At 72.4% G+C, this 17,507-nt stretch carries 16 protein-coding genes; 1 reads left to right on the top strand and 15 read right to left on the bottom strand.

All coding sequences use genetic code 11. The features are described 5' to 3' along the window. Positions 1 to 152: 152 nt before the first annotated feature. The 3 genes from ACZ49B_RS38325 to ACZ49B_RS38315 form a co-directional block, all read right to left on the bottom strand. Positions 153 to 371, bottom strand: a complete 219-nt coding sequence (locus tag ACZ49B_RS38325; protein WP_468315742.1) for a hypothetical protein — start codon at positions 369 to 371, stop codon at positions 153 to 155. Between the two features lie 286 nt (positions 372 to 657). Continuing rightward, positions 658 to 1,095: a hypothetical protein gene (locus ACZ49B_RS38320; RefSeq protein WP_468315741.1), complete on the bottom strand. Its 438-nt coding sequence runs from the start codon at positions 1,093 to 1,095 to the stop codon at positions 658 to 660. A 131-nt stretch (positions 1,096 to 1,226) separates the two neighbouring features. Beyond that, positions 1,227 to 1,421: an alpha/beta-hydrolase N-terminal domain-containing protein gene (locus ACZ49B_RS38315; RefSeq protein ID WP_468315738.1), complete on the bottom strand. Its 195-nt coding sequence runs from the start codon at positions 1,419 to 1,421 to the stop codon at positions 1,227 to 1,229. Positions 1,422 to 1,582: 161 nt separating this feature from the next. Here ACZ49B_RS38315 and ACZ49B_RS38310 point away from each other — a divergent pair, with 161 nt between their 5' ends. Beyond that, positions 1,583 to 2,926: a diacylglycerol/lipid kinase family protein gene (locus ACZ49B_RS38310; protein ID WP_468315736.1), complete on the top strand. Its 1,344-nt coding sequence runs from the start codon at positions 1,583 to 1,585 to the stop codon at positions 2,924 to 2,926. A 33-nt stretch (positions 2,927 to 2,959) separates the two neighbouring features. Here ACZ49B_RS38310 and ACZ49B_RS38305 read toward each other — a convergent pair whose 3' ends face one another. The 12 genes from ACZ49B_RS38305 to ACZ49B_RS38250 all read right to left on the bottom strand — a co-directional run bounded on the left by ACZ49B_RS38305 (position 2,960) and on the right by ACZ49B_RS38250 (position 17,138). Then, on the bottom strand, positions 2,960 to 4,729 hold the full coding sequence (locus ACZ49B_RS38305) for a SulP family inorganic anion transporter (RefSeq protein ID WP_468315733.1): 1,770 nt from the start codon (positions 4,727 to 4,729) through the stop codon (positions 2,960 to 2,962). Positions 4,730 to 4,742: 13 nt separating this feature from the next. Continuing rightward, on the bottom strand, positions 4,743 to 7,463 hold the full coding sequence (locus ACZ49B_RS38300) for a cation-translocating P-type ATPase (RefSeq protein WP_468315730.1): 2,721 nt from the start codon (positions 7,461 to 7,463) through the stop codon (positions 4,743 to 4,745). Positions 7,464 to 7,526: 63 nt separating this feature from the next. Continuing rightward, positions 7,527 to 8,519, bottom strand: coding sequence for a polyphosphate kinase 2 family protein (locus ACZ49B_RS38295; RefSeq protein ID WP_468315727.1), 993 nt, complete (start codon positions 8,517 to 8,519; stop codon positions 7,527 to 7,529). Positions 8,520 to 8,553: 34 nt separating this feature from the next. Then, a complete protein-coding gene (locus tag ACZ49B_RS38290) occupies positions 8,554 to 9,966 on the bottom strand; it encodes an MFS transporter (protein WP_468315724.1) in 1,413 nt (470 codons plus the stop codon). 207 nt (positions 9,967 to 10,173) lie between these two features. Continuing rightward, positions 10,174 to 11,577: a HAMP domain-containing sensor histidine kinase gene (locus ACZ49B_RS38285; protein ID WP_468315721.1), complete on the bottom strand. Its 1,404-nt coding sequence runs from the start codon at positions 11,575 to 11,577 to the stop codon at positions 10,174 to 10,176. Further along, entirely contained in the window at positions 11,574 to 12,296 is a 723-nt protein-coding gene (locus ACZ49B_RS38280) for a response regulator transcription factor (RefSeq protein WP_468315718.1), read from the bottom strand. The genes ACZ49B_RS38285 and ACZ49B_RS38280 overlap by 4 nt, the downstream gene beginning before the upstream one ends. A 65-nt stretch (positions 12,297 to 12,361) precedes the next feature. After that, positions 12,362 to 12,949: a hypothetical protein gene (locus ACZ49B_RS38275; protein ID WP_468315715.1), complete on the bottom strand. Its 588-nt coding sequence runs from the start codon at positions 12,947 to 12,949 to the stop codon at positions 12,362 to 12,364. An 81-nt stretch (positions 12,950 to 13,030) separates the two neighbouring features. After that, entirely contained in the window at positions 13,031 to 13,813 is a 783-nt protein-coding gene (locus ACZ49B_RS38270; RefSeq protein WP_468315712.1) for a cytochrome c biogenesis CcdA family protein, read from the bottom strand. Beyond that, positions 13,810 to 14,439, bottom strand: coding sequence for a TlpA family protein disulfide reductase (locus tag ACZ49B_RS38265; protein ID WP_468315709.1), 630 nt, complete (start codon positions 14,437 to 14,439; stop codon positions 13,810 to 13,812). Before ACZ49B_RS38265 ends, ACZ49B_RS38270 begins: the two co-directional genes overlap by 4 nt. Further along, the gene (locus tag ACZ49B_RS38260; RefSeq protein ID WP_468315707.1) at positions 14,436 to 15,203 is read right to left on the bottom strand and encodes a thioredoxin family protein; all 768 of its coding nucleotides are present in this window, start codon (positions 15,201 to 15,203) and stop codon (positions 14,436 to 14,438) included. Before ACZ49B_RS38260 ends, ACZ49B_RS38265 begins: the two co-directional genes overlap by 4 nt. A 346-nt stretch (positions 15,204 to 15,549) precedes the next feature. Continuing rightward, on the bottom strand, positions 15,550 to 16,101 hold the full coding sequence (locus tag ACZ49B_RS38255) for a hypothetical protein (RefSeq protein WP_468315705.1): 552 nt from the start codon (positions 16,099 to 16,101) through the stop codon (positions 15,550 to 15,552). A gap of 191 nt (positions 16,102 to 16,292) precedes the next feature. Continuing rightward, positions 16,293 to 17,138: a CAP domain-containing protein gene (locus ACZ49B_RS38250; protein ID WP_468315703.1), complete on the bottom strand. Its 846-nt coding sequence runs from the start codon at positions 17,136 to 17,138 to the stop codon at positions 16,293 to 16,295. Positions 17,139 to 17,507: the final 369 nt, after the last annotated feature.

Genomic DNA, 17,507 nt, shown 5'->3' with positions numbered 1-17,507 from the left:
GCCCGGTGGGTGCCTGGAACTTCTGGCAGACCCACCACTGGTACTAAGCCGCCAGCGGACAGCAGACGCACGATGACGCCCGGCCGGGACTTCCCGGCCGGGCGTCTTCGCGTATGCGCCCGTCCGCCGACGTCGCGCGGGTGCGTTCCGGGCTATGGGTCCCTTGGTGCGTCGGTGTCGTGGCCGCTGTGGCTGTCGGGGCCGTGCTTGGAGAGGGGGTGGAGGCTCAGGAGGCCCCTGGCTGCCTTGCCCCTGGTACCGGTGGGGCTGATCAGCACGGTGATCACGAGCAGTACGTAGGAGCCTGCGATGGTGGAGGCAAGGATGAGAGCGGCGCTGACGCCGCTGTGGATGAGTCCGTAGATAGTCATGTCGCGCTCGCCGAGCAGCCCCCATGTGAGGCGCCCGGGGGGAGCGTCAGGGCCTGGGAGGGGAGGGACCGGGCGCCGAGTCGGTCATGGCCATGAGGAAGGCGAAGCGGTCATTCATCTGGGTGGTCATTTCAGCGGATCCTCAGCGGTCGGGGGTCGGGGGTCGGGGGTCGGTGGGCAGGGGCGGCTTGCCCGCGCACTGCTTTCGTTCACGTCCCATTGCGCCCCACCGGCAGCGTCAGGTCACGTCACGGAAACTCGTGTCTTGACAGCCTGGACGGGGAGATCAGCCGCTCGGGGCCGATCCGGCCGGACGTCCTGGCGTCACCCCCTCACCACGGCGCCGTCCCGAATGCTGCGGCTCCCCGCAGCAGGCAGCGCACCGCCGCGCGCATCCAGCGGTACTTGACCGCAGGATCGTTCCGAGGACGTGGCGCTGTTCCAGCATCCAGAGCCACGGGTCCGCCCCGGCCGCCACCACCGCGGCCGCCGGTCCGACGGAGCCGGTGCCGTACTGGAGGGTGGCCACCGAGGGGTTCGCCGCGGCGTCGCTCGTGTCGGGGTTGCGGCGGCCGGTCCGCTCGACCGGTTCCACGAGGCGTGCCGCGAGCCGCTGGAGCACGTTCTCCGAGGCAGGCGAGCGGCGTTCGTTGTCGGAGCTGCGCAGCCGCGAGCTGAGCTGACGCAGCACCAGGGGTGTGGTCGTGGTCGACCCATGAGCCACCGGGCTGACCTGCGGGGGTCCCCGTCGGGTCCGGCGGTGTTTCGGGCGCGGCCGGTACGGCGCGTGCTGCACCCTGCGGTACGGGGGACGACGACCGAGGTGGGGTCGTAGACCGCGACGACGCCCAGCCCTTATCCGATGGCCGCGCTGATGCCGCAGACCAGTCCCTGGAGTACGCCTCCGCGCGGGAGCAGCGACGGGGTGAAGGACAGGCAGGCCAGGACGAGGGCGCCCCAGCAGCCCGGCAGGGTGAGACGGAGCCCTCGGCGGTGCTTGCGTGGTGCCGGATCGTCCGACGGAGGGACCGGCGGCGGGGCGTGGGTCATGGTGCCCTCCGAGGTCATGGTCCCAAGGCCCGGTTGGTCGTGCCATCCGACGCGGGCGGCCGTGGTGGGCAGGCCGCGCGGGGTCGGCGCTCGTAGCCTGAAGTGGGTGCCCGACTCCTGTCCGGCAGCCCGTGTCCGGTGAAGCGGCGGGAGGTTGTCCCATGAGTAGGCGTTGGATCGCGCGTCTGGCCCTGGCGGCGGGCTTGGCGGCGCTCGCCGTGCTGGTGGTGTTCGGCGGCCTCGCGAACCTCGTGCTGATGGCGGTGGGGTGGGCAGGACTGGTCCTCACCGCGGCAGGCGTGTGGTGGATGCTCACCCACACCGGCGCGATCAGGGTGCTCGCCGGGCTGCTGGTGGTCGTCGCACCGCTCGCCGTGCTGCTGCTGTACTCGGCTGCCGGCCTGCTGTGGGTCGTGCTGGTCTCGCTCGCCCTGTGGGCGCTGGCCGTTGCCGCGGGCAGCGCCGCTCTTGCCGAGGACACCGCGGCGGGCATGCCGGAGCGCTCTGTCGTCCGGGCCGAGCGTCCCTTCGTGATCATGAATCCGCGCTCGGGCGGCGGGAAGGTCGAGAAGTTCCGCCTGGCGGAGCAGGCCAGGGCCTTGGGTGCCGAGGTCGTCGTACTGGATCCGGACCAGCGCCAGGACGTGGCCGAGCTGGCGCGGCAGGCCGTCGAGGGCGGGGCCGACCTGCTGGGTGTCGCAGGCGGCGACGGTACGCAGGCCCTGGTCGCCGCCGTGGCCGTGGAGCATGACGTTCCGCTCATGGTGATCAGCGCCGGCACGCGCAACCACTTCGCCATGGATCTGGGCCTGGACCGGCAGGATCCCTCCCGGTGCCTGGACGCACTGACCGACGGCGTCGAACTGCGCGTCGACCTCGGCTACATCCTCGAGGGAGAACCGGCGGACGGGAAGACGGGGCGCGTGTTCGTCAACAGTGCCTCCTTCGGCGTGTACGCGGAGGTCGTGCAGAGTCCGGCCTACCGTGACGACAAGGTCCGCACCATCCTCGAGATGCTGCCGGCCCTGCTGACCCACGCCAGTGGCTCGCGGCTGAGCGTCCGTTCCGATGCTCTGGCCGTGGACGGTCCCCAGGCCGTGCTGGTGAGCAACAACCCCTACCAGAGGGGGGACTCGGCGGGGCTCGGGCGCCGGGAGCGACTGGACTCCGGTGAGCTGGGGGTGCTGAGCGTCGACGTCGCGAGCGCCGCCGAAGCGGCCGGGCTGCTGCTGCACGGCAGGCAGGGTCGCGGGCTGACCGCCGTCACCGCCCGTGAGGTCGTCGTCGACGCCGATGCTCCCGCCATCCCCGTCGGTGTCGACGGCGAGGCCATGGTGCTGTCCACTCCCGTGCGCTGCCGTATCGCGTCCGGCGCGCTGCGCGTGCGCGTGCCCCGGAACCGTCCCGGCGTGCCGCGCGCCGGGACGGTGCCGATGGACTGGCGCCGGGTACGGCGGCTGGCGCTGACCATCGGGCGGACCGCCGCGGGACACGACCCCGCCTGAGCGGCGCACCGTACCGGCACCGGAGGCGGTCGGTCACTTCCCGTCGGCGGGCGGAGGCGGGGCGGCCCCGGGTCGGGACGACCACTGCGCTCCCGTGCGCAGGCGGAAGGCGGCGACGGCGGTCTCGACCGTGGGGAAGAAGTGCGCGGGGTCGATGGTCCGGGTGAGTTCGTACCGCTCGATCTTCCGCCGCACGGGGTCCTTGAGCTCCGCGAACACGAGGTGGACGTCGTCCGCGTTGAGCGCCTCGTCGAGCTCTTCCAGGACGTCGGCGGCGGTGGTGTCCACGTCGGTCATGGGCTCCGCCGCGACCACGATCCAGCTCGGCCGCGGGTCCGCGCCGGCCAGTCGCCTGACCTCGTCCCGGAAGGCCCTGGCGTTGGCGAAGAACAGCGGGGCGTCGAACCGGTAGATCACCAGGCCAGGCAGCTGTTCGGCCTGCGGGTAGGAACGGATGTCGTGGTAGCCCTCCAGGCCCTGCACCCGCCCCAGCACGGTGTCGTAAGGCCACCAGGCGCGCCGGAAGACGTTGAGTACGGACAGGCCCACGGCGATGGCGATCCCGGGCAGCACACCGAGCAGGGCCACGCCGGCGAAGGCCGCGAAGCACAGCAGGAACTCCGCACGGCCCTGCCGCCACAGCCGTACGGCCCCCGGGATGTCGGCCAGCGACAGCGACGCGGTGATGACCACGGCGGCCAGGGCCGGCTGGGGGAGGTTGCGGAACAGGCCCGGAGCCAGCACGAGCATGAGGACGATGAGCGCCGCTCCGACGACACCGGTGAGCTGGCTCCTGGCCCCCGCCCGCTCCGCCACCGCCGTCCGCGACCCGCTGGTGCTGACGGGGAAGCCCTGGAAGAGCGCGGCCGCCAGGTTCGCCGCACCGACGCCCGCCATCTCCTGGTTGCCGCGGACCTCCTGGCCCGTACGGGCCGCGAAGGCGGACGCGTTGGAGATCGTGTCGGCCAAGGACACCAGGGCGATGCCCAGCGCCCCGCCGAGCAGCGGCGCGAGGTCGGCGAGCCGCACGTCGGGGATCGTGAACGGCGGGAAGCCCTCGGGCAGTACCCCGACCAGGCCGACGCCGTGCTCGTCCAGGTCGAACACGGCGGCCGCGGCGATCGCCAGGACCACCATCACGAGCACCGCAGGGACCTTCGGCAGGAAGCGCTGCAGGACCAGGATCAGGGCGATCCCGCCGAGGCCCGCCGCGGCGGCGGCCGGCACCGTCGCCCCGTCGGCGATCTTCTGCACGAGGCCGACGCACTCGCCGATCAGGTTGTCCGCCTCGACCTTGAAGCCGAGCAGCTTGGGCAGCTGACCGATCAGGATGGTCAGGGCCAGGCCGTTCATGTAGCCGATCATCGTCGGTTTGGAGATCAGGTCGGCGATGAAGCCGAGCTTCGCCACCGAGGCCAGGATCATGATGGCCGCCACCATGACCGCGAGCATCGACGCCAGCGCGACGGCCCGGTCGGGATCTCCGCCGACGGCCACCAGGGGCAGCACGGTCGCGGCGATCATCGGCCCCAGCGAGGAGTCCGGGCCCAGCACCAGGATCCGCGACGGGCCGAACACCGCATATCCGAGCAGGCAGAGGATCGACGTGTACAGGCCGGTGATGGCCGGCAGGCCCGCCAGCTCGGCGTACGCCATGCCCTGCGGCACCAGCAGCGTCGTCAGGACGACTCCCGCGACGAGGTCCTTGACGAGCCACTCGCGCCGGTAGGACGACACCGCGCGGATCCCGGGAACCGCCCGGAAGCGGGAGCCGACCCCGTGGCCGTCGCGCCGGGTGGTCACGGACAGGCCTTCCTCAGGCGGCCTTCGACCGGCGGGCCACGAGCTTGCCCAGTTCCCATACGAGCAGGAGCGCGAGGGCCGCCAGCAGCGCCCAGCCGAACTGCCGCGCGTCGATGTCGGTCGTCCCGAGGAGGCGCTGGAAGCCGTCCAGCTGGGTCACCAGCACGGAGAGGAAGAACTGGGCCAGGGCGACCCAGTTCATCTGCTTGCTGTCGAACGTGGAGGTCGTCAGCACGGATTCCGTCTCGCTGCGGCATTCGAAGGCGGCCACGATCAGACAGAGCGAGAAGGCCGTGAACGCGATCGACTGGCCCGTCGCGATGCTGTCGTAGCGGCTCTGGCCGAGCTGGATCAGTCCGAGCAGGAGGACGGTGATCGCCAGCCCGCCCAGTCCGACCGTGACGAGCACGGGCCGCGTGAGCACCGATTCGCCGCGCGGCCGCGGCCTGCGCCGCATGAGCCCGGCGCTCTCCCGGTCGAAGCCGAGCGCGAAGCCGAAGGAGGCGTTGACGACGAAGTGGATCCACAGCACCTGCGGCGGGGTGAAGGGCTCACCGGCGGCGATGTCGAAGACCGTCGCGCCCAGGAACGTCAACACGAACGTGACCAGAAGGAGCAGTACGAAGCGGATGTACTTGGTGAGGTTGTCGTAGATCGTCCGGCCCTGCTCCACGGCGTAGACGATGGTGGCGAAGTTGTCGTCGGAGAGGATCATGCGGCCGGCGTTCTTCGCCACGTCCGTGCCGCTGCCCATGGCGATCCCGATGTCGGCGGCCTTGATGGCGGGAGCGTCGTTGACGCCGTCCCCGGTCATCGCCACGACCTCGCCCTTCTTCTTGAGCGTGTTCGCGAGCAGTACCTTGTGCTCCGGCGCGACCCGCCCCACCACGCCGATCCCCTCGATGCGGGAGAGCTGCTCGTCCTCGCCCATGGCGGCGAAGTCGGCGCCGAGGACGGCCTCGCCGGGGATGCCGATCTGTCGGGCGATCGCCGCCCCGGTGGTGACGTCGTCCCCGGTCACCAGGCGGACCCGGATGTGCGCCGCCCGGGCGTCGGCCACCGCGGCCTTGGCCTCCTCGCGCGGCGGATCGACCATGCCGACGAGACTGGCCATCCGCAGCTCGGTGACGTACGCGAGCAGGTCGCCGTCCGGATCGAAGCCGGCCGGGTCCAGGTCACGGGTGGCCGCGGCCATCACCCGGCGCCCCTCGCTCCCCATCCGCTCGCTCGCAGCCTCGGCCCGGCCGAGCAGTTCGGCGTCCCACGGCACCGTTTCGCCCGCCGCGAGCGCGGTGGAGGCGCGCGCCATCACCGCCGGGGCCGCCCCTTTGACGAAGCAGCGCACGACCTGCCGCCCGGAGGCGTCGGCCGCCGAATGGAACGTGGCCATCAGCTTGTACTCGGGGTCGAACGGGAGGGTGGCGAGCCGGGGAAGGGCGTCCCTGGTGGCGTCGGTGTCCAGGCCGGCCTTGTGCGCGAGGACCAGCAGCGCGCCCTCGGTGGGATCGCCCACCACCTCGCCGCCCACCAGCTTGGCGTCGCTGGCCACCACGTACGGCAGGATCGCGTCCTCGATCCCCGCGGCGGACCCGGCGGCGTGGTGGATCTTCCCTTCGAGTCCGTAGCCGGTGCCGGACACGGTGTACCGGTCGGTGGGGCTCAGCACTTCGACGGCGGTCATCTGGTTCATCGTCAGGGTGCCGGTCTTGTCCGAGTTGATCGCCGACGTGAACGCCAGCGTCTCGACCGACGGCAGTTCCTTCACGATGGCGTGCCGCTTCGCCAGGTTCAGGCTCCCGACGGACAGGATTGCCTGGGTGACGGTGGGCAGGGCCTCGGGGATGGCCGCGATGGCCAGCGAGACCGCGCTGACGAACAGGACGTCCCAGGCCTGGTCCCGCTGGCGCCCCAGGGCGAACATCACGATCATGGTGAGGCCCGCCGCCGCCGTGATCCACAGGGTCAGCCGGTCGAGCTCCTTGGTGAGCGGCGGCACCTCCTTCTCGGTGGCCGACAGCATGCCCGAGATCTTGCCGAGCTCGGTGGCCGCGCCGGTCGCGGTGACGACCATGACGCCGCTGCCGTGGGTGACCGGGGTGTTCATGAACGCCGTGTTGGTCTGGTCGCCGGGCGACAGCCGGCTGCCCGCCAGCGGGCCGGTGTCCTTCGCGGCGGGAACGCTTTCCCCGGTGAGCGCCGACTCGTCGATCTGCAGGGCGCTGGCCTCGATGAGCCGTCCGTCCGCGGGCACCTGGTCCCCGGCGGAGATGAGCACGACATCGCCGTCGACGAGCTGTTCCGCGGGGATCTCGGCCTCCGTACCGTCCCTGCGCACCCGTGCCGTCGCCTTCATCATCGACTTCAGCGCGTTCATGGCGCTCTCGGCCTTGCCCTCCTGGCGCAGGCCCACGACCGCGTTCAGCAGTGTCAGCACGACCAGCAGGATCCCGGTGGTCCATTCCTGGATGACCAGCGAGACGATCGCGGCCGCCACGAGGACGATCTGCATGTAACTGCGGTACTGCGCGAGGAACCGGCGCCAGGCCGGAGTTCGCTCCTCCTCGGGCAGCGCGTTCGGGCCGTGCGCGGTCAGGAGTTCGGCGGCCCGCGCCGCGGACAGACCGACCGCGGGTTCGACACCGAACGCCGCCACGACCTGCGCGGAAGAGCGCGTGTACCAGCCGTCCCCGGCAGCCGGGGGCTGTTCTGCCACAGAATCCGACCGCACTGTCATGGTTCTGCCTCCGATACGGGGCCGCGGACGCATCCGGGCCGGTCGCGCGCCGTCCGAGGGTCGCTAGCCGCGGTTCTTCCCCCGCCCCTTCCGCCCCTTGCGGTGCCCGTGTGCCGCCGACGGGTGCCGGGCGGTGTACGGATCGGCCTGGGCCCCGGCGGGGGCCTCGCGCTCCAGCCCCCGTTTCGTGACGAGGAGGTCCTTGCGCGCCTCTTCCCCCACATCGGGGTACTGCGGATCGATCTCCATCAGGGTGTGCGCGAGAACTGCCGCCGCGCAGATCCGCGCGAACCACTTCCGGTCCGCCGGTACGACGTACCACGGCGCCCACCGCGTGCTCGTGGCGGACAGCATCTCGGAGAACGCGTCCTGGTAGTCGTCCCACCGGCGCCGCTCCCGGACGTCGGCGGCGGAGAACTTCCAGTTCTTCTCCGGCAGGTCGATCCGCTTCAGGAAGCGGGTGCGCTGCTCCTCCTTGGACAGGTTGAGGAAGATCTTCACCACCTTGAACCCGTTGTCCGTGAGGTAGCGCTCCCAGCGGTTGATCTCCCGGAAGCGCCGGTCCCAGACCTCCGGCCCGAAGGAGCCCTCCGGCAGCTTCTGCCGGACGAGGTTCTCGGGGTGGACCCGTACGACGAGGACTTCCTCGTAGTGCGAGCGGTTGAAGATGGCGATCTCGCCGCGCGCGGGCAGCCGCCGGGCGTAGCGCCACAGGTAGTCGTGGTCGAGCTCCTCGGAGGAGGGCACCTTGAAGCTGCTGACGCGTACGCCCTGGGGATTGACCCCGCTCATCACGTGGCGGATCGTCCCGTCCTTGCCTGCGGCGTCGAGCGCCTGGAGACAGAGCACCACGCCGTACGTGTCCTGGGCGGCCAGCCGGTCCTGGTATTCGGCGAGCAACGACACCCCGGCCTGCAGCAGCTCGGCCGCGTCCCGCTTCTTGGCACCGGCTTTGTAGCGGGGATCGAAGTCCCGCTCCAGGTGCACCTTGGACCCCGGGCGCACCCGGAGCGGCTCGATGAAATCCGCGATGCGTTCGGCTCTCTCGTCCGCCATCACCCGTCACCTCGCGTCAGGACGTTCCGCATGGTCATTCTGTGCTCGGTCGGACAGGGTCGGCCACCGGGCGCGGCTTCCTGGGCAGGAGTACCGCGGCGGCGAGTCCGGCGAGTCCGATCACGGCCAGCGTGATCATGGCGGCGGCGTAGGCACCGCTGGTCAGGCCGGAGACGAGGATGGTGCCGGCGACCGCCGTGCCGAGCGAGGAACCGAGGTTCGACACGCTGCGGGAGAGGCCGGAGATCTCGCCCTGCTGCTCCTCGGGGAAGCTCGACTGGACGACGTTGACCGAGGGGGTCAGCATCACGCCGAGGCCCAGTCCGATCAGCAGGAGTCCGGGGGTCAGCGCCCAGGGGTTCGGGGAGCTCCCGGCCATCGCGATCAGGACGACGATGCCGGGGAGGGTGACGGCGAAGCCGGTCATGATGAGGGTCCGCTGGGGCCGCCGCTTCGCGAGGCGTTCGGCGGCGAGCGAGGACACGAGCAGGCCGACCGTGGCGGCCGTGAAGACGACGCCGGTCTGGATGGCGTCGTAGCCGCGCACGACCTGGAGGTACGTCGCGACGGTGAACGAGGAACCCATCAGCAGCAGCCACTGCACGTTCTGCGTGACGAGGCCCAGGTTGGAGGTGCGGTCGCGGAACAGGCTGGTGGACAGCAGGGGTTCCGTGCCGGCCCGCTCCTTGGCCCGTACGGACCGGAAGAACAAGAGGAGCACGAGGGCGCCGGCGGCGAGCAGGCCGATCATGAGCCAGACGTTGTTGTCGGCCGCGAGGATGCCCATGACGACGAGGATGAGGCCGGCGGCCGAGAGGACCGCTCCGGTGGTGTCGAAGGGGCGCGTCGAATCGGCCGGCAGCGGGTCCTCGAGATTCCGGCTCAGCACGATGATCACGACGATGACCAGGGCCTGGAACACGAAGGCCGCGCGCCAACTCAGCCACGAGGTGATGAGCCCGCCGATCAGCGGCCCGGCGGCGGCGCCGATGCCGCCCAGCGCCATGATGACGCCGAAGGCGCGGGCCCGTGAGGTCAGGTCCGTGAAGATGAGCGTGGTGAGGATGTAGACGGGCGGGATGAGCAGGGCCGTTCCGATGCCCTCAAGGATCGAGTTTCCGAGGATCAGTACACCCAGACCCGGGGCGGCGGCGCTCACCAGGGCGCCGATGCCGTAGACGACGAGGCCGACGAGGAGACAGCGCTTGCGGCCGTAGCGGTCGGTCAGTTTGCCGCCGGGGATCATCAGCGCGGCCATGACCAGGAGGAAGATCGTGATGGCGATCTGCACCCCCTGGACGGTGGTGTCCAGGTCCTCGCTGATGTCGTTGATCATCACGTTCATGTTGGAACCGGCGAAGCTGCAGATGAACTGCGCGAGCGCCAGCGGCGCGAGGACGCGCCGCTGTGCGCTGGACGGCCGCTGCGGCGCTCGTGTGCCGGCCACCGCCATCACCTCCGCACGTCGGTCCGCCGGACGGTCACGCCCCGCCCCGAACGGTTGCGAGGGTGAACACACCGAGCAGCGGCACTCGCCGCCGCGTTCGTACGGTGAGCCCCTCTCGGCGCTGCGCACCCACGCACCAGCGTGCGCCGCATCCGGGCCCGGCGCATTCCGGAGCAGGAAGGGGCGCCGGCGGTCGAGCGGCCGGAACTACCGTCCGCGCGGGCGGGTCGTGCGGCGGCGCGAGATGCGGGCCCTGCGGGCGGACGGGGCCTGTGGGGCCAGGGCGAACGTCACGGTGATGTGGGCGCCGCCCAGCGGGCCGCGACCGATGCGCATGGAGCCGCCCGTGGCGCTCGCGGCCCGTTGCGCGATGTCGAGACCCAGCCCCGTGGAACCGGTGCTGCTTCCGCGGGAGAGGGCCCGGTCCGGGTCGGGGATGCCCGGTCCGCCGTCCTCCACCACCAGCTCCACGGCCTGTGCCGTGCGTACGACCTGGACGGCGAACGGGGTGCCGGGCGCGGTGTGGCGGAAGATGTTGCCGACCAGCGCGTCCACCACGGCGGCGATGTCGTCGTCGGAGAGGGCGATGAGGGTGGGTTCCTGGGTGAGGTCGAGGGAGCAGGACCGGTTCTGCTGCTCGGCCAGGACCGTCCAGAAGGCGGTGCGGCGCCGGACCACGTCGGCCGTCTCGCAGCGGGGGCCGGACGCCCCTGCCCCGACGGCGTGACGGTCTGCGGGCGCTTCCGCGCCGAGCAGGCCCTGGGCCATGGGGCCCACGGCCAGCGGGGTGCGCGCCGCAGCGATGATGGCCCGGAGCTCGGCCTCCAGCTCGCCGACCGCCGCCTCGACCCTGGCCGACTCCGGTGTGCCGGCCATGCGCTCGGACGCCAGGTGCAGGGCGGTCAGCGGGGTGCGCAGCCGGTGGGACAGGTCGGCGACGAGTTCGCGTTCGACGGCGAGCAGCTCCGTCATCCGGTGGGCCATCGCGTTGAAGGCGACGCCCGCGTCGCGCAGTTCCCTGGGACCCATGGGGTCCACGCGGGTGTCCAGGTCGCCCTGGCCGAGGGCGCGCGAGGCCCGCGCGAGCCTCTTCGAGGACCGGACGACCTTCGAGCCGAGGCGGTCGGCGACCAGTACGGAACCGCCGACCAGCCCCACGGCGAGGAAGGCCATGACCGCCCACGACTCCTTGACCCCGCGGGTCAGTTCCGCTTCGGGGACGAAGTTCTCGATGACGGCGACCCGGTCGCCCGGGAGCACCACCGGCTGCAGGCATATCCAGCCGCCCGGGATCTCCTGGGAGATGGACTCGCGTGCCTCCTGGGCCCGTTCGAGCAGCTTCGCGGGAGCCTTCGAGCTGCCGAGGGGCCCCGAGTCCGGCAGGTGCACGACCAGGTGGTCGGCCGCGTCCAGACTCGCGGCGGATTCCTGGAGGGCGTCCGGATCCGTGGTCAGGGTGAGGACGGGGGCGAGGGCGGCGGCACGCTGCTCGGCCGCGGTGACCCCCTGCTCCTTGACGAGCGACATCACCAGTGCGGCCAGCGGTATGAGGAAGGAGAGGGCGACCATGGAGGTCACCGCGAGCGCCACTCCGGCCAGCGAGCGTCTCAACGCGGTGCCACCAGCTTGATGCCGACGCCCCGGACGGTCAGCAGGTAGCGCGGCGCCGCCGCGCGTTCGCCGAGCTTGCGGCGCAGGGACGACAGGTGCACGTCCACGGTCTGGTCGTCCACGTAGGGCTCGCGCCAGACCTCGGTCAGCAGACGGCGTTTGGAGACGACCTGGCCGCAGTGATGGGCGAGGAACGCCAGGAGGTCGAACTCCCGGCGGGTGAGACGGAGCTCCTGGCCGGCCAGGTACGCGGTGCGCGCGCCCGGGTCCACCGCCAGCTCGCCCACGGTGGTGGGGCGCAGCGGCTCGCTCGCCGCCGCCACCGGTGCGCCCGCCGGGGTGCCGGCGGGGGGGACGTGGCTGGTGCGCCGCAGGACCGCGGAGAGGCGCGCGATGAGCTGCCCCCCGGAGAAGGGCTTGACCAGGTAGTCGTCGGCGCCCGCGTTGAGGAGCTTGATGATCTCCCTCTCGTCGTCGCGGGCGGTGGCCACCAGCACGGGTACGGAGGAAATGCCCCGGATCATGCGCAGGGCGTCACCTCCGTCCAGATCGGGCAGTCCCAGGTCGAGGACCACGGCGTCGACGGGGGCTTGGGTGACCTCCCGCAGCGCGCCGAACCCGTCGGCGGCGCTGCGTACGGCATACCCGTGCTCCGTCAGGACCTCGATCAGTGACTGGCGGATGCTGGGGTCGTCTTCCACGATCAGGACGCTCGGCATGGGGACACCTTAGGGGGTGTGTCATCGGCCGGGCCGCGAGCCCGGCCTCGTCGGCAGCACGCCCGTCAAGGGGCGTCGAACGCGGGGCCGTCGCCGGTGACGCGCAGGTGCACGGGGCGGTCGGACACCGGGATGGTGCAGCCGTCCTGGGCGCTGCAGCTCGCGTAGCCGAACAGCACCGTCGCGTCCCCGTCGGCGTCGGCGCGGACGGGCAGGGTGGTGGTGACCGGGCCGTCCGGGTAGACCGGGACCTGGGCGTCGACACCGGGCACGCTGATCGACCGTACGTCCGCGCCGGCCGACAGTTTGCCCTGCGCCTTCAGGGCCCCGGTGACGGCCATCGCGGTCGGTCTGCCCACGCCCTCGATGCCGGTGGGCGGCAGATCCGCGCTGTAGAGGTGGAACCCCTTGGCCTCGGGCGTGAAGACCGCGGTGAGGGTGCCCTGCGAGGCGTGCCAGTCGGAGACCGAGAGCGTGACGGTGACCCCGTTCTCGGTGAAGCGCGTCGAGCGGGTCGTGGGTGGCGGGGAGTCGGCTGCGTCCTTGGCGGGCTGTCCGCCGCAGGCCGCGAGCGCGCCGAGCGAGACGAAGGAGAGCAGGGCGGCCGCGATCGGGGCCGTGCGGGAGGGCCTCGTACCCGTCGAAAGGTTCATATGTGCCTCTGTGTCACGTGTCGGGGAGGAAAAGGGGACTTCGGAGACCTCAGCGACTTCGGCCGGGGGCGAACGGCGGCCCTAGAAGGCGGCGGTGGAGTTCGCGCTCCACAACTGCATGCGGTACACGAGGTCGTTCCACACACCGGTGGCCAGCAGCACGCCGACGAGTACGAGCATGCCTCCGCCGAGCCGCAGGACCGCCGGGTAATGGCGCTTGACCAGGCCGAAGGCGCCAAGGGCCCGCCGGAAGGCCAGCGCGGCCACGATGAACGGCAGGCCCAGCCCGAGGCAGTACGCGGCCATCAGCAGGGCCCCGCGGGCCGCGCTCGCCTCGGTCCAGGCGAGCGCCTGGACGGCGGCCAGCGTCGGGCCGATGCACGGGGTCCAGCCGACCGCGAACACCGCGCCGAGCAGCGGCGCCCCGGCCAGCCCCAGCGCGGGGCGCCGGTGGCTGCGGAACTCCCGCTGGGCGAAGCCCGGCAGGAGCCCCGTGAAGGACAGCCCCATGAGCACGGTGAAGACCCCGAGCACCTGGGTGACCGCCTCCTGGTGGGCCACGAAGAGACGGCCGGCATGGCCGAACAGGGCGCCTCCGGAGACGAGGACCGCCGTGAAGCCCAGGACGAACAGCAGCGCGCCGGCTGCCATCCGGCCGCGGCGCCCGCCGTCCGCGTCCGCCAGGTCGGCGACCGACAGACTGGTCACGTAGCTGAGGTAGCCCGGTACGAGCGGCAGCACGCAGGGCGAGAGGAAGGAGACGAGCCCCGCCGCGAACGCCACGGGAGCCGCGATCGCGAGGGTTCCGTTCACGAGGGAAGGGGCGTCGGCGGCGGCGAGCGCCCAGTCCGTGGCGTTCGTCACGACTCCTCCTCCACCACGCGCGCGAGCAGGGGCCGCAGCTGTTCCTCGGTGACGGCGCCCCCGATGCCGACGGCGATGCGGCCGCGGCGGTCGATCACGAGGGTCGAGGGAATCGCCTGCGGGTTGAGCAGCGCGGGAGGGAAGCGCAGCAGGAGTTCACCGCTGGGGTCGTGGAGACTGGGGAAGCTCAGGCCGTGTGCGCGTACGAAGGCCTGAGCCGCCGACCGGTCCCGGTCGCGGGTGTTGATCCCGAGGAACCGGACCCCTTCGTCCCGGGTCTGGCGGCTGAGCCGCTCCAGGCCCTCCGCCTCCGCCCGGCAGGGGCCGCACCAGGAGCCCCAGACGTTCAGGACGACGACCTGGCCCCGGAACCCGGCGAGGCCTACGGGCTTCCCGTCCAGGTCGTCGCCCGCCAGTGCGGGCGCCTCCTGCCGGGCACCGGGATCCACGACCGTCGCCCCGGCCGCGGACCGGACGGCGCTCACCCGCCCGTCCGGCGCACCGCCGTCGCCACCGCCGGCGGCGAGGACGCAGGCGGCCGCGACGGCGACCGCCAGGCCGGTCCCGGCGAGGGCGGCGGTGGAGAGCCGCCGACGCCCCGGGGCCTGCGGGGCGGGTCGTCTCACGACGCCCACTGGCGCAGGAAGGAGTTGATGCCCTCCGCGGTCAGGGACGGATTGCCCGTGACATGGGTGTCGGTGCGCACCGTGCCGGACGGGGAGACCACGACCAGTACGGGCATCGTGTAGGTCCCGCCCGAAGGGCTGCACTTGCGCAGCAGCGCGGAGTTCGCGGAGCTGTTGCCGCCGATGTCGACCTTGACCAGGTGGTATGAGGCGCCCAGGATCGCGGCGGTCTGCGACTGGCCGAACACCTTGTCGGCGGCCTTGCAGTTGCCGCACCAGTTCGCGCCGAAGTCGAGCAGCACCGTCCGCCCGTCCGACTTGGCCGCGCGCAGCGCCGCGTCGATCTGCTTCTGCGCATCGGCCGAACTGTCGTAGCCGGGACCGGGTATCCGGGCCGGCTCGGGTGCGGAGGACGTCCGGGGCGGCTTGGCGGGCGTCCCGGCCGGGGTGGGGGAACCGCTCCGGGCGCTCGAGGGAGTCGGCGAGGAGCCGGGGACGGCGGTGGCGGACGCGGACGGCGAGGCCGACGCGCTCGGCGAGGCCTCGGGGGACCCGGTCGCGGACTCCGTCCCGGAGGGGAAGGCCTGCGAGGACGGTCCGGCGGCGGACGGCGCCGCGGATCCGACGGGCTGGGAGGACGGCCCGCAGGCGGCGGTCAGGCCCGCCGCGACCACGGCCGCGGCAACCAGCGGCAGCCGTGTCCCCAGGGGTGCGGGGGAGCGGTGCGGGGCGGTACGGCGGTCGGCACGGACGGGTCGGAGCATGTGAGGACGCATGGCGAAGACACCCCAGGGCACGGTTCGGACTGCGGGAGGGCAGAGCGCCCCCTCGGCTCGGTGAAGCCGGCGGCCCCGACGGTTCGCCGGGTCGTCACGCCCGGCGCCGAAGGCCGCTCGGCTGACGCGAGCATAGGACCGCGACGGGTGGCCGGAACCGTATCGGCGCGATCTTGAGGTTGCCCTAAGGTCCCCTAAGGAAGAGCTCACCTTCCGCGCGCCGCAACCCGGTCCATCAGCCCGTACAACGTGGTGAATTGCGCGAAAGGGGCAAGACGGTCCCCGGAGGGGACCAGTGGTGCGCATCCGTCGGGACGGCTGAGGAGACCGGGCCTCAGAGCGAGGATTCGCGGACGCTGGCCTTCGCCCCCGGGTCGACCGTCGCCGTGACGACCGACCGGTGGTCGGCGCTCGTGAAGGTGACCGTGAGGGTGTCGTCCGCGCTCTGCGAGGTGGTGGCCTTGAAGCCGAGGGCGGGGATCGCGGAGATCAGGCACACGCCCCGGCTCCCGTACCGCACGGTGGCCTTGCCGCCCTGCGAGGGGACGGTGTGCAGGCCCGCTCCGCCGTCCTCGCAGTCGACGGCGGGCTTCGGCGTGGTGGGCCGGGGGGTCTTCGACGAGGCCTTGGCCGGGGTGGGGGTCGCGGCAGAGGGGGAGGGTCGCTGCGATTCCGTGGGCGACGGGCTCGTGGACGCGGTCGGGGACGGCGGGCTCTGGCCCGCCTGCCAGGCCGGCGGCGTTTCGATGACCGTCGGGGCGGACCGCGCGACCGGGGGCGTGTGCCTGGTCGTGCCGACCACGAACTGGACGGTGAGGAGTACGGCAGTCACGCTGGTGGCCGTGCACGACAGCCATATGAACAGGTAGCGCGGAATTCGAGGCACGGCCCCATAGTGGCCGACGCGTCGGCCGGCCCGTCACCCGTCCCCCCGGAGGAGCGCCGCGCAGGCTCTCGCGGGGCAACGCCGACGTCCTCCGTACCCGCGTACGGGTCGGAGGACGTGGCCGCCCGCTCGGCGGCCGGTGGGGGGTTTGTGCGGCGGCCGGTGGGGGTCTGTTCGCAACGCGGGGTCGGCTACCTCGGGGTCCCGAAGTCCTGCGTCCACCACGGCCCGCCGTCGCCCTTGTGGACGCCGATGCCGATCTCCTTGAAGGAGCAGTTGAGGATGTTCGCCCGGTGGCCGGAGCTGTTCATCCACGCCTTCATGACCGCGTCGGCGTCGGCCTGGCCGCGGGCTATGTTCTCGCCCAGGCCGGACCATCCGTATCCGGCGGCCTCCACCCGGCTGGTCATGGTGGATCCGTCGGGCCCGGTGTGGGACATGACGCCGCTGCGGGCCATCGTGTCGCTGTACGTACGCGCGGCGTTGCTCAGCTTGGCGTTCGTGGCCAGCGGGCCGCACCCGGCAGCGGCCCGCTCCTTGTTGACCAGGGCCAGGACCGCGGACTCGGAGTTGCCGTCGACGGTGCCGGAACCGCCGGAACCGCCCGAGCCGCCGCCCGTCGTGGTGGACGGCTTGCGCGGGGCCTTGCCGCCCTCGCCCGACGCCGACTTGGCCGCAATGCTGCTCTCCGCTGCCGCGGGCTTCGTCGGAGCGGCGGATCCCGACGCACCGGCGTCGGGCGTCCCGGACGGACTCGGGCTGGCCGAGGCCGAGGCGTCGCCGGTGGGCGTGGACGCGGCAGGGGTGGGGGTTCCCGCCCCGTCACCGGTGCCCGCCGTCGGGGACGCCGTACCGGCCGCGCCGTCGGCCCGTCGGTCCGTGCGGGCATCGCCGTCGGAGTCGGCCACCGCGACCCCGACCGCCACCGCTGCGGCGGCCGCGGTGACGGACAGCACGATGCGCGTACGCACCGTCTTCCGCCGCCGAGCCTCGACGCGGGACGGCGTTTCGGGACCGGGAGTTCGGCTGCGGCTCATGCCGGTAACACCTCACAGGAGAGGGGGAAGAGGGGAGTCCGCTCGAGCGTAGGCCGGTGATCAGCGAAAAGGGCCGCCGGGAGGGGTTCTTCAAGTTCCCTTAAGGAAGCCCGCAGGATCAACACAGGGACGAGCCCGGCATTCCCCCCAACTCGGTCGGCCGGCACCCGTCAGGTGGAGATCAAGGGCGACGACGGCCCGGCGGCCGTACGGACCTGCTCCGCTGCCGATGGCGCGGTGTTCGCCTCCACGGTGACCGTCGGCGGTCCGTTGAAGTGGGGGGGGGGGGGGGGGGGGGGGGGGGGGGGGGGGGGGGGGGGGGGGGGGGGGGGGGGGGGGGGGGGGGGGGGGGGGGGGGGGGGGGGGGGG

The organism is Streptomyces sp. NPDC031132 (assembly GCF_055570595.1).
Note: the sequence above shows the minus strand (reverse complement) of the source record. Positions and strands in the feature narration are given on the sequence as shown.

Coding starts and splice junctions, on each gene's coding strand:
- ACZ49B_RS38295 (WP_468315727.1), bottom strand. CDS start 8,519: ATGGCGGACGAGAGAGCCGAACGCATCGCGGATTTCATCGAGCCGCTC.
- ACZ49B_RS38275 (WP_468315715.1), bottom strand. CDS start 12,949: ATGAACCTTTCGACGGGTACGAGGCCCTCCCGCACGGCCCCGATCGCG.
- ACZ49B_RS38325 (WP_468315742.1), bottom strand. CDS start 371: ATGACTATCTACGGACTCATCCACAGCGGCGTCAGCGCCGCTCTCATC.
- ACZ49B_RS38260 (WP_468315707.1), bottom strand. CDS start 15,203: ATGCTCCGACCCGTCCGTGCCGACCGCCGTACCGCCCCGCACCGCTCC.
- ACZ49B_RS38315 (WP_468315738.1), bottom strand. CDS start 1,421: ATGACCCACGCCCCGCCGCCGGTCCCTCCGTCGGACGATCCGGCACCA.
- ACZ49B_RS38280 (WP_468315718.1), bottom strand. CDS start 12,296: ATGCCGAGCGTCCTGATCGTGGAAGACGACCCCAGCATCCGCCAGTCA.
- ACZ49B_RS38250 (WP_468315703.1), bottom strand. CDS start 17,138: ATGAGCCGCAGCCGAACTCCCGGTCCCGAAACGCCGTCCCGCGTCGAG.
- ACZ49B_RS38300 (WP_468315730.1), bottom strand. CDS start 7,463: ATGACAGTGCGGTCGGATTCTGTGGCAGAACAGCCCCCGGCTGCCGGG.
- ACZ49B_RS38310 (WP_468315736.1), top strand. CDS start 1,583: ATGAGTAGGCGTTGGATCGCGCGTCTGGCCCTGGCGGCGGGCTTGGCG.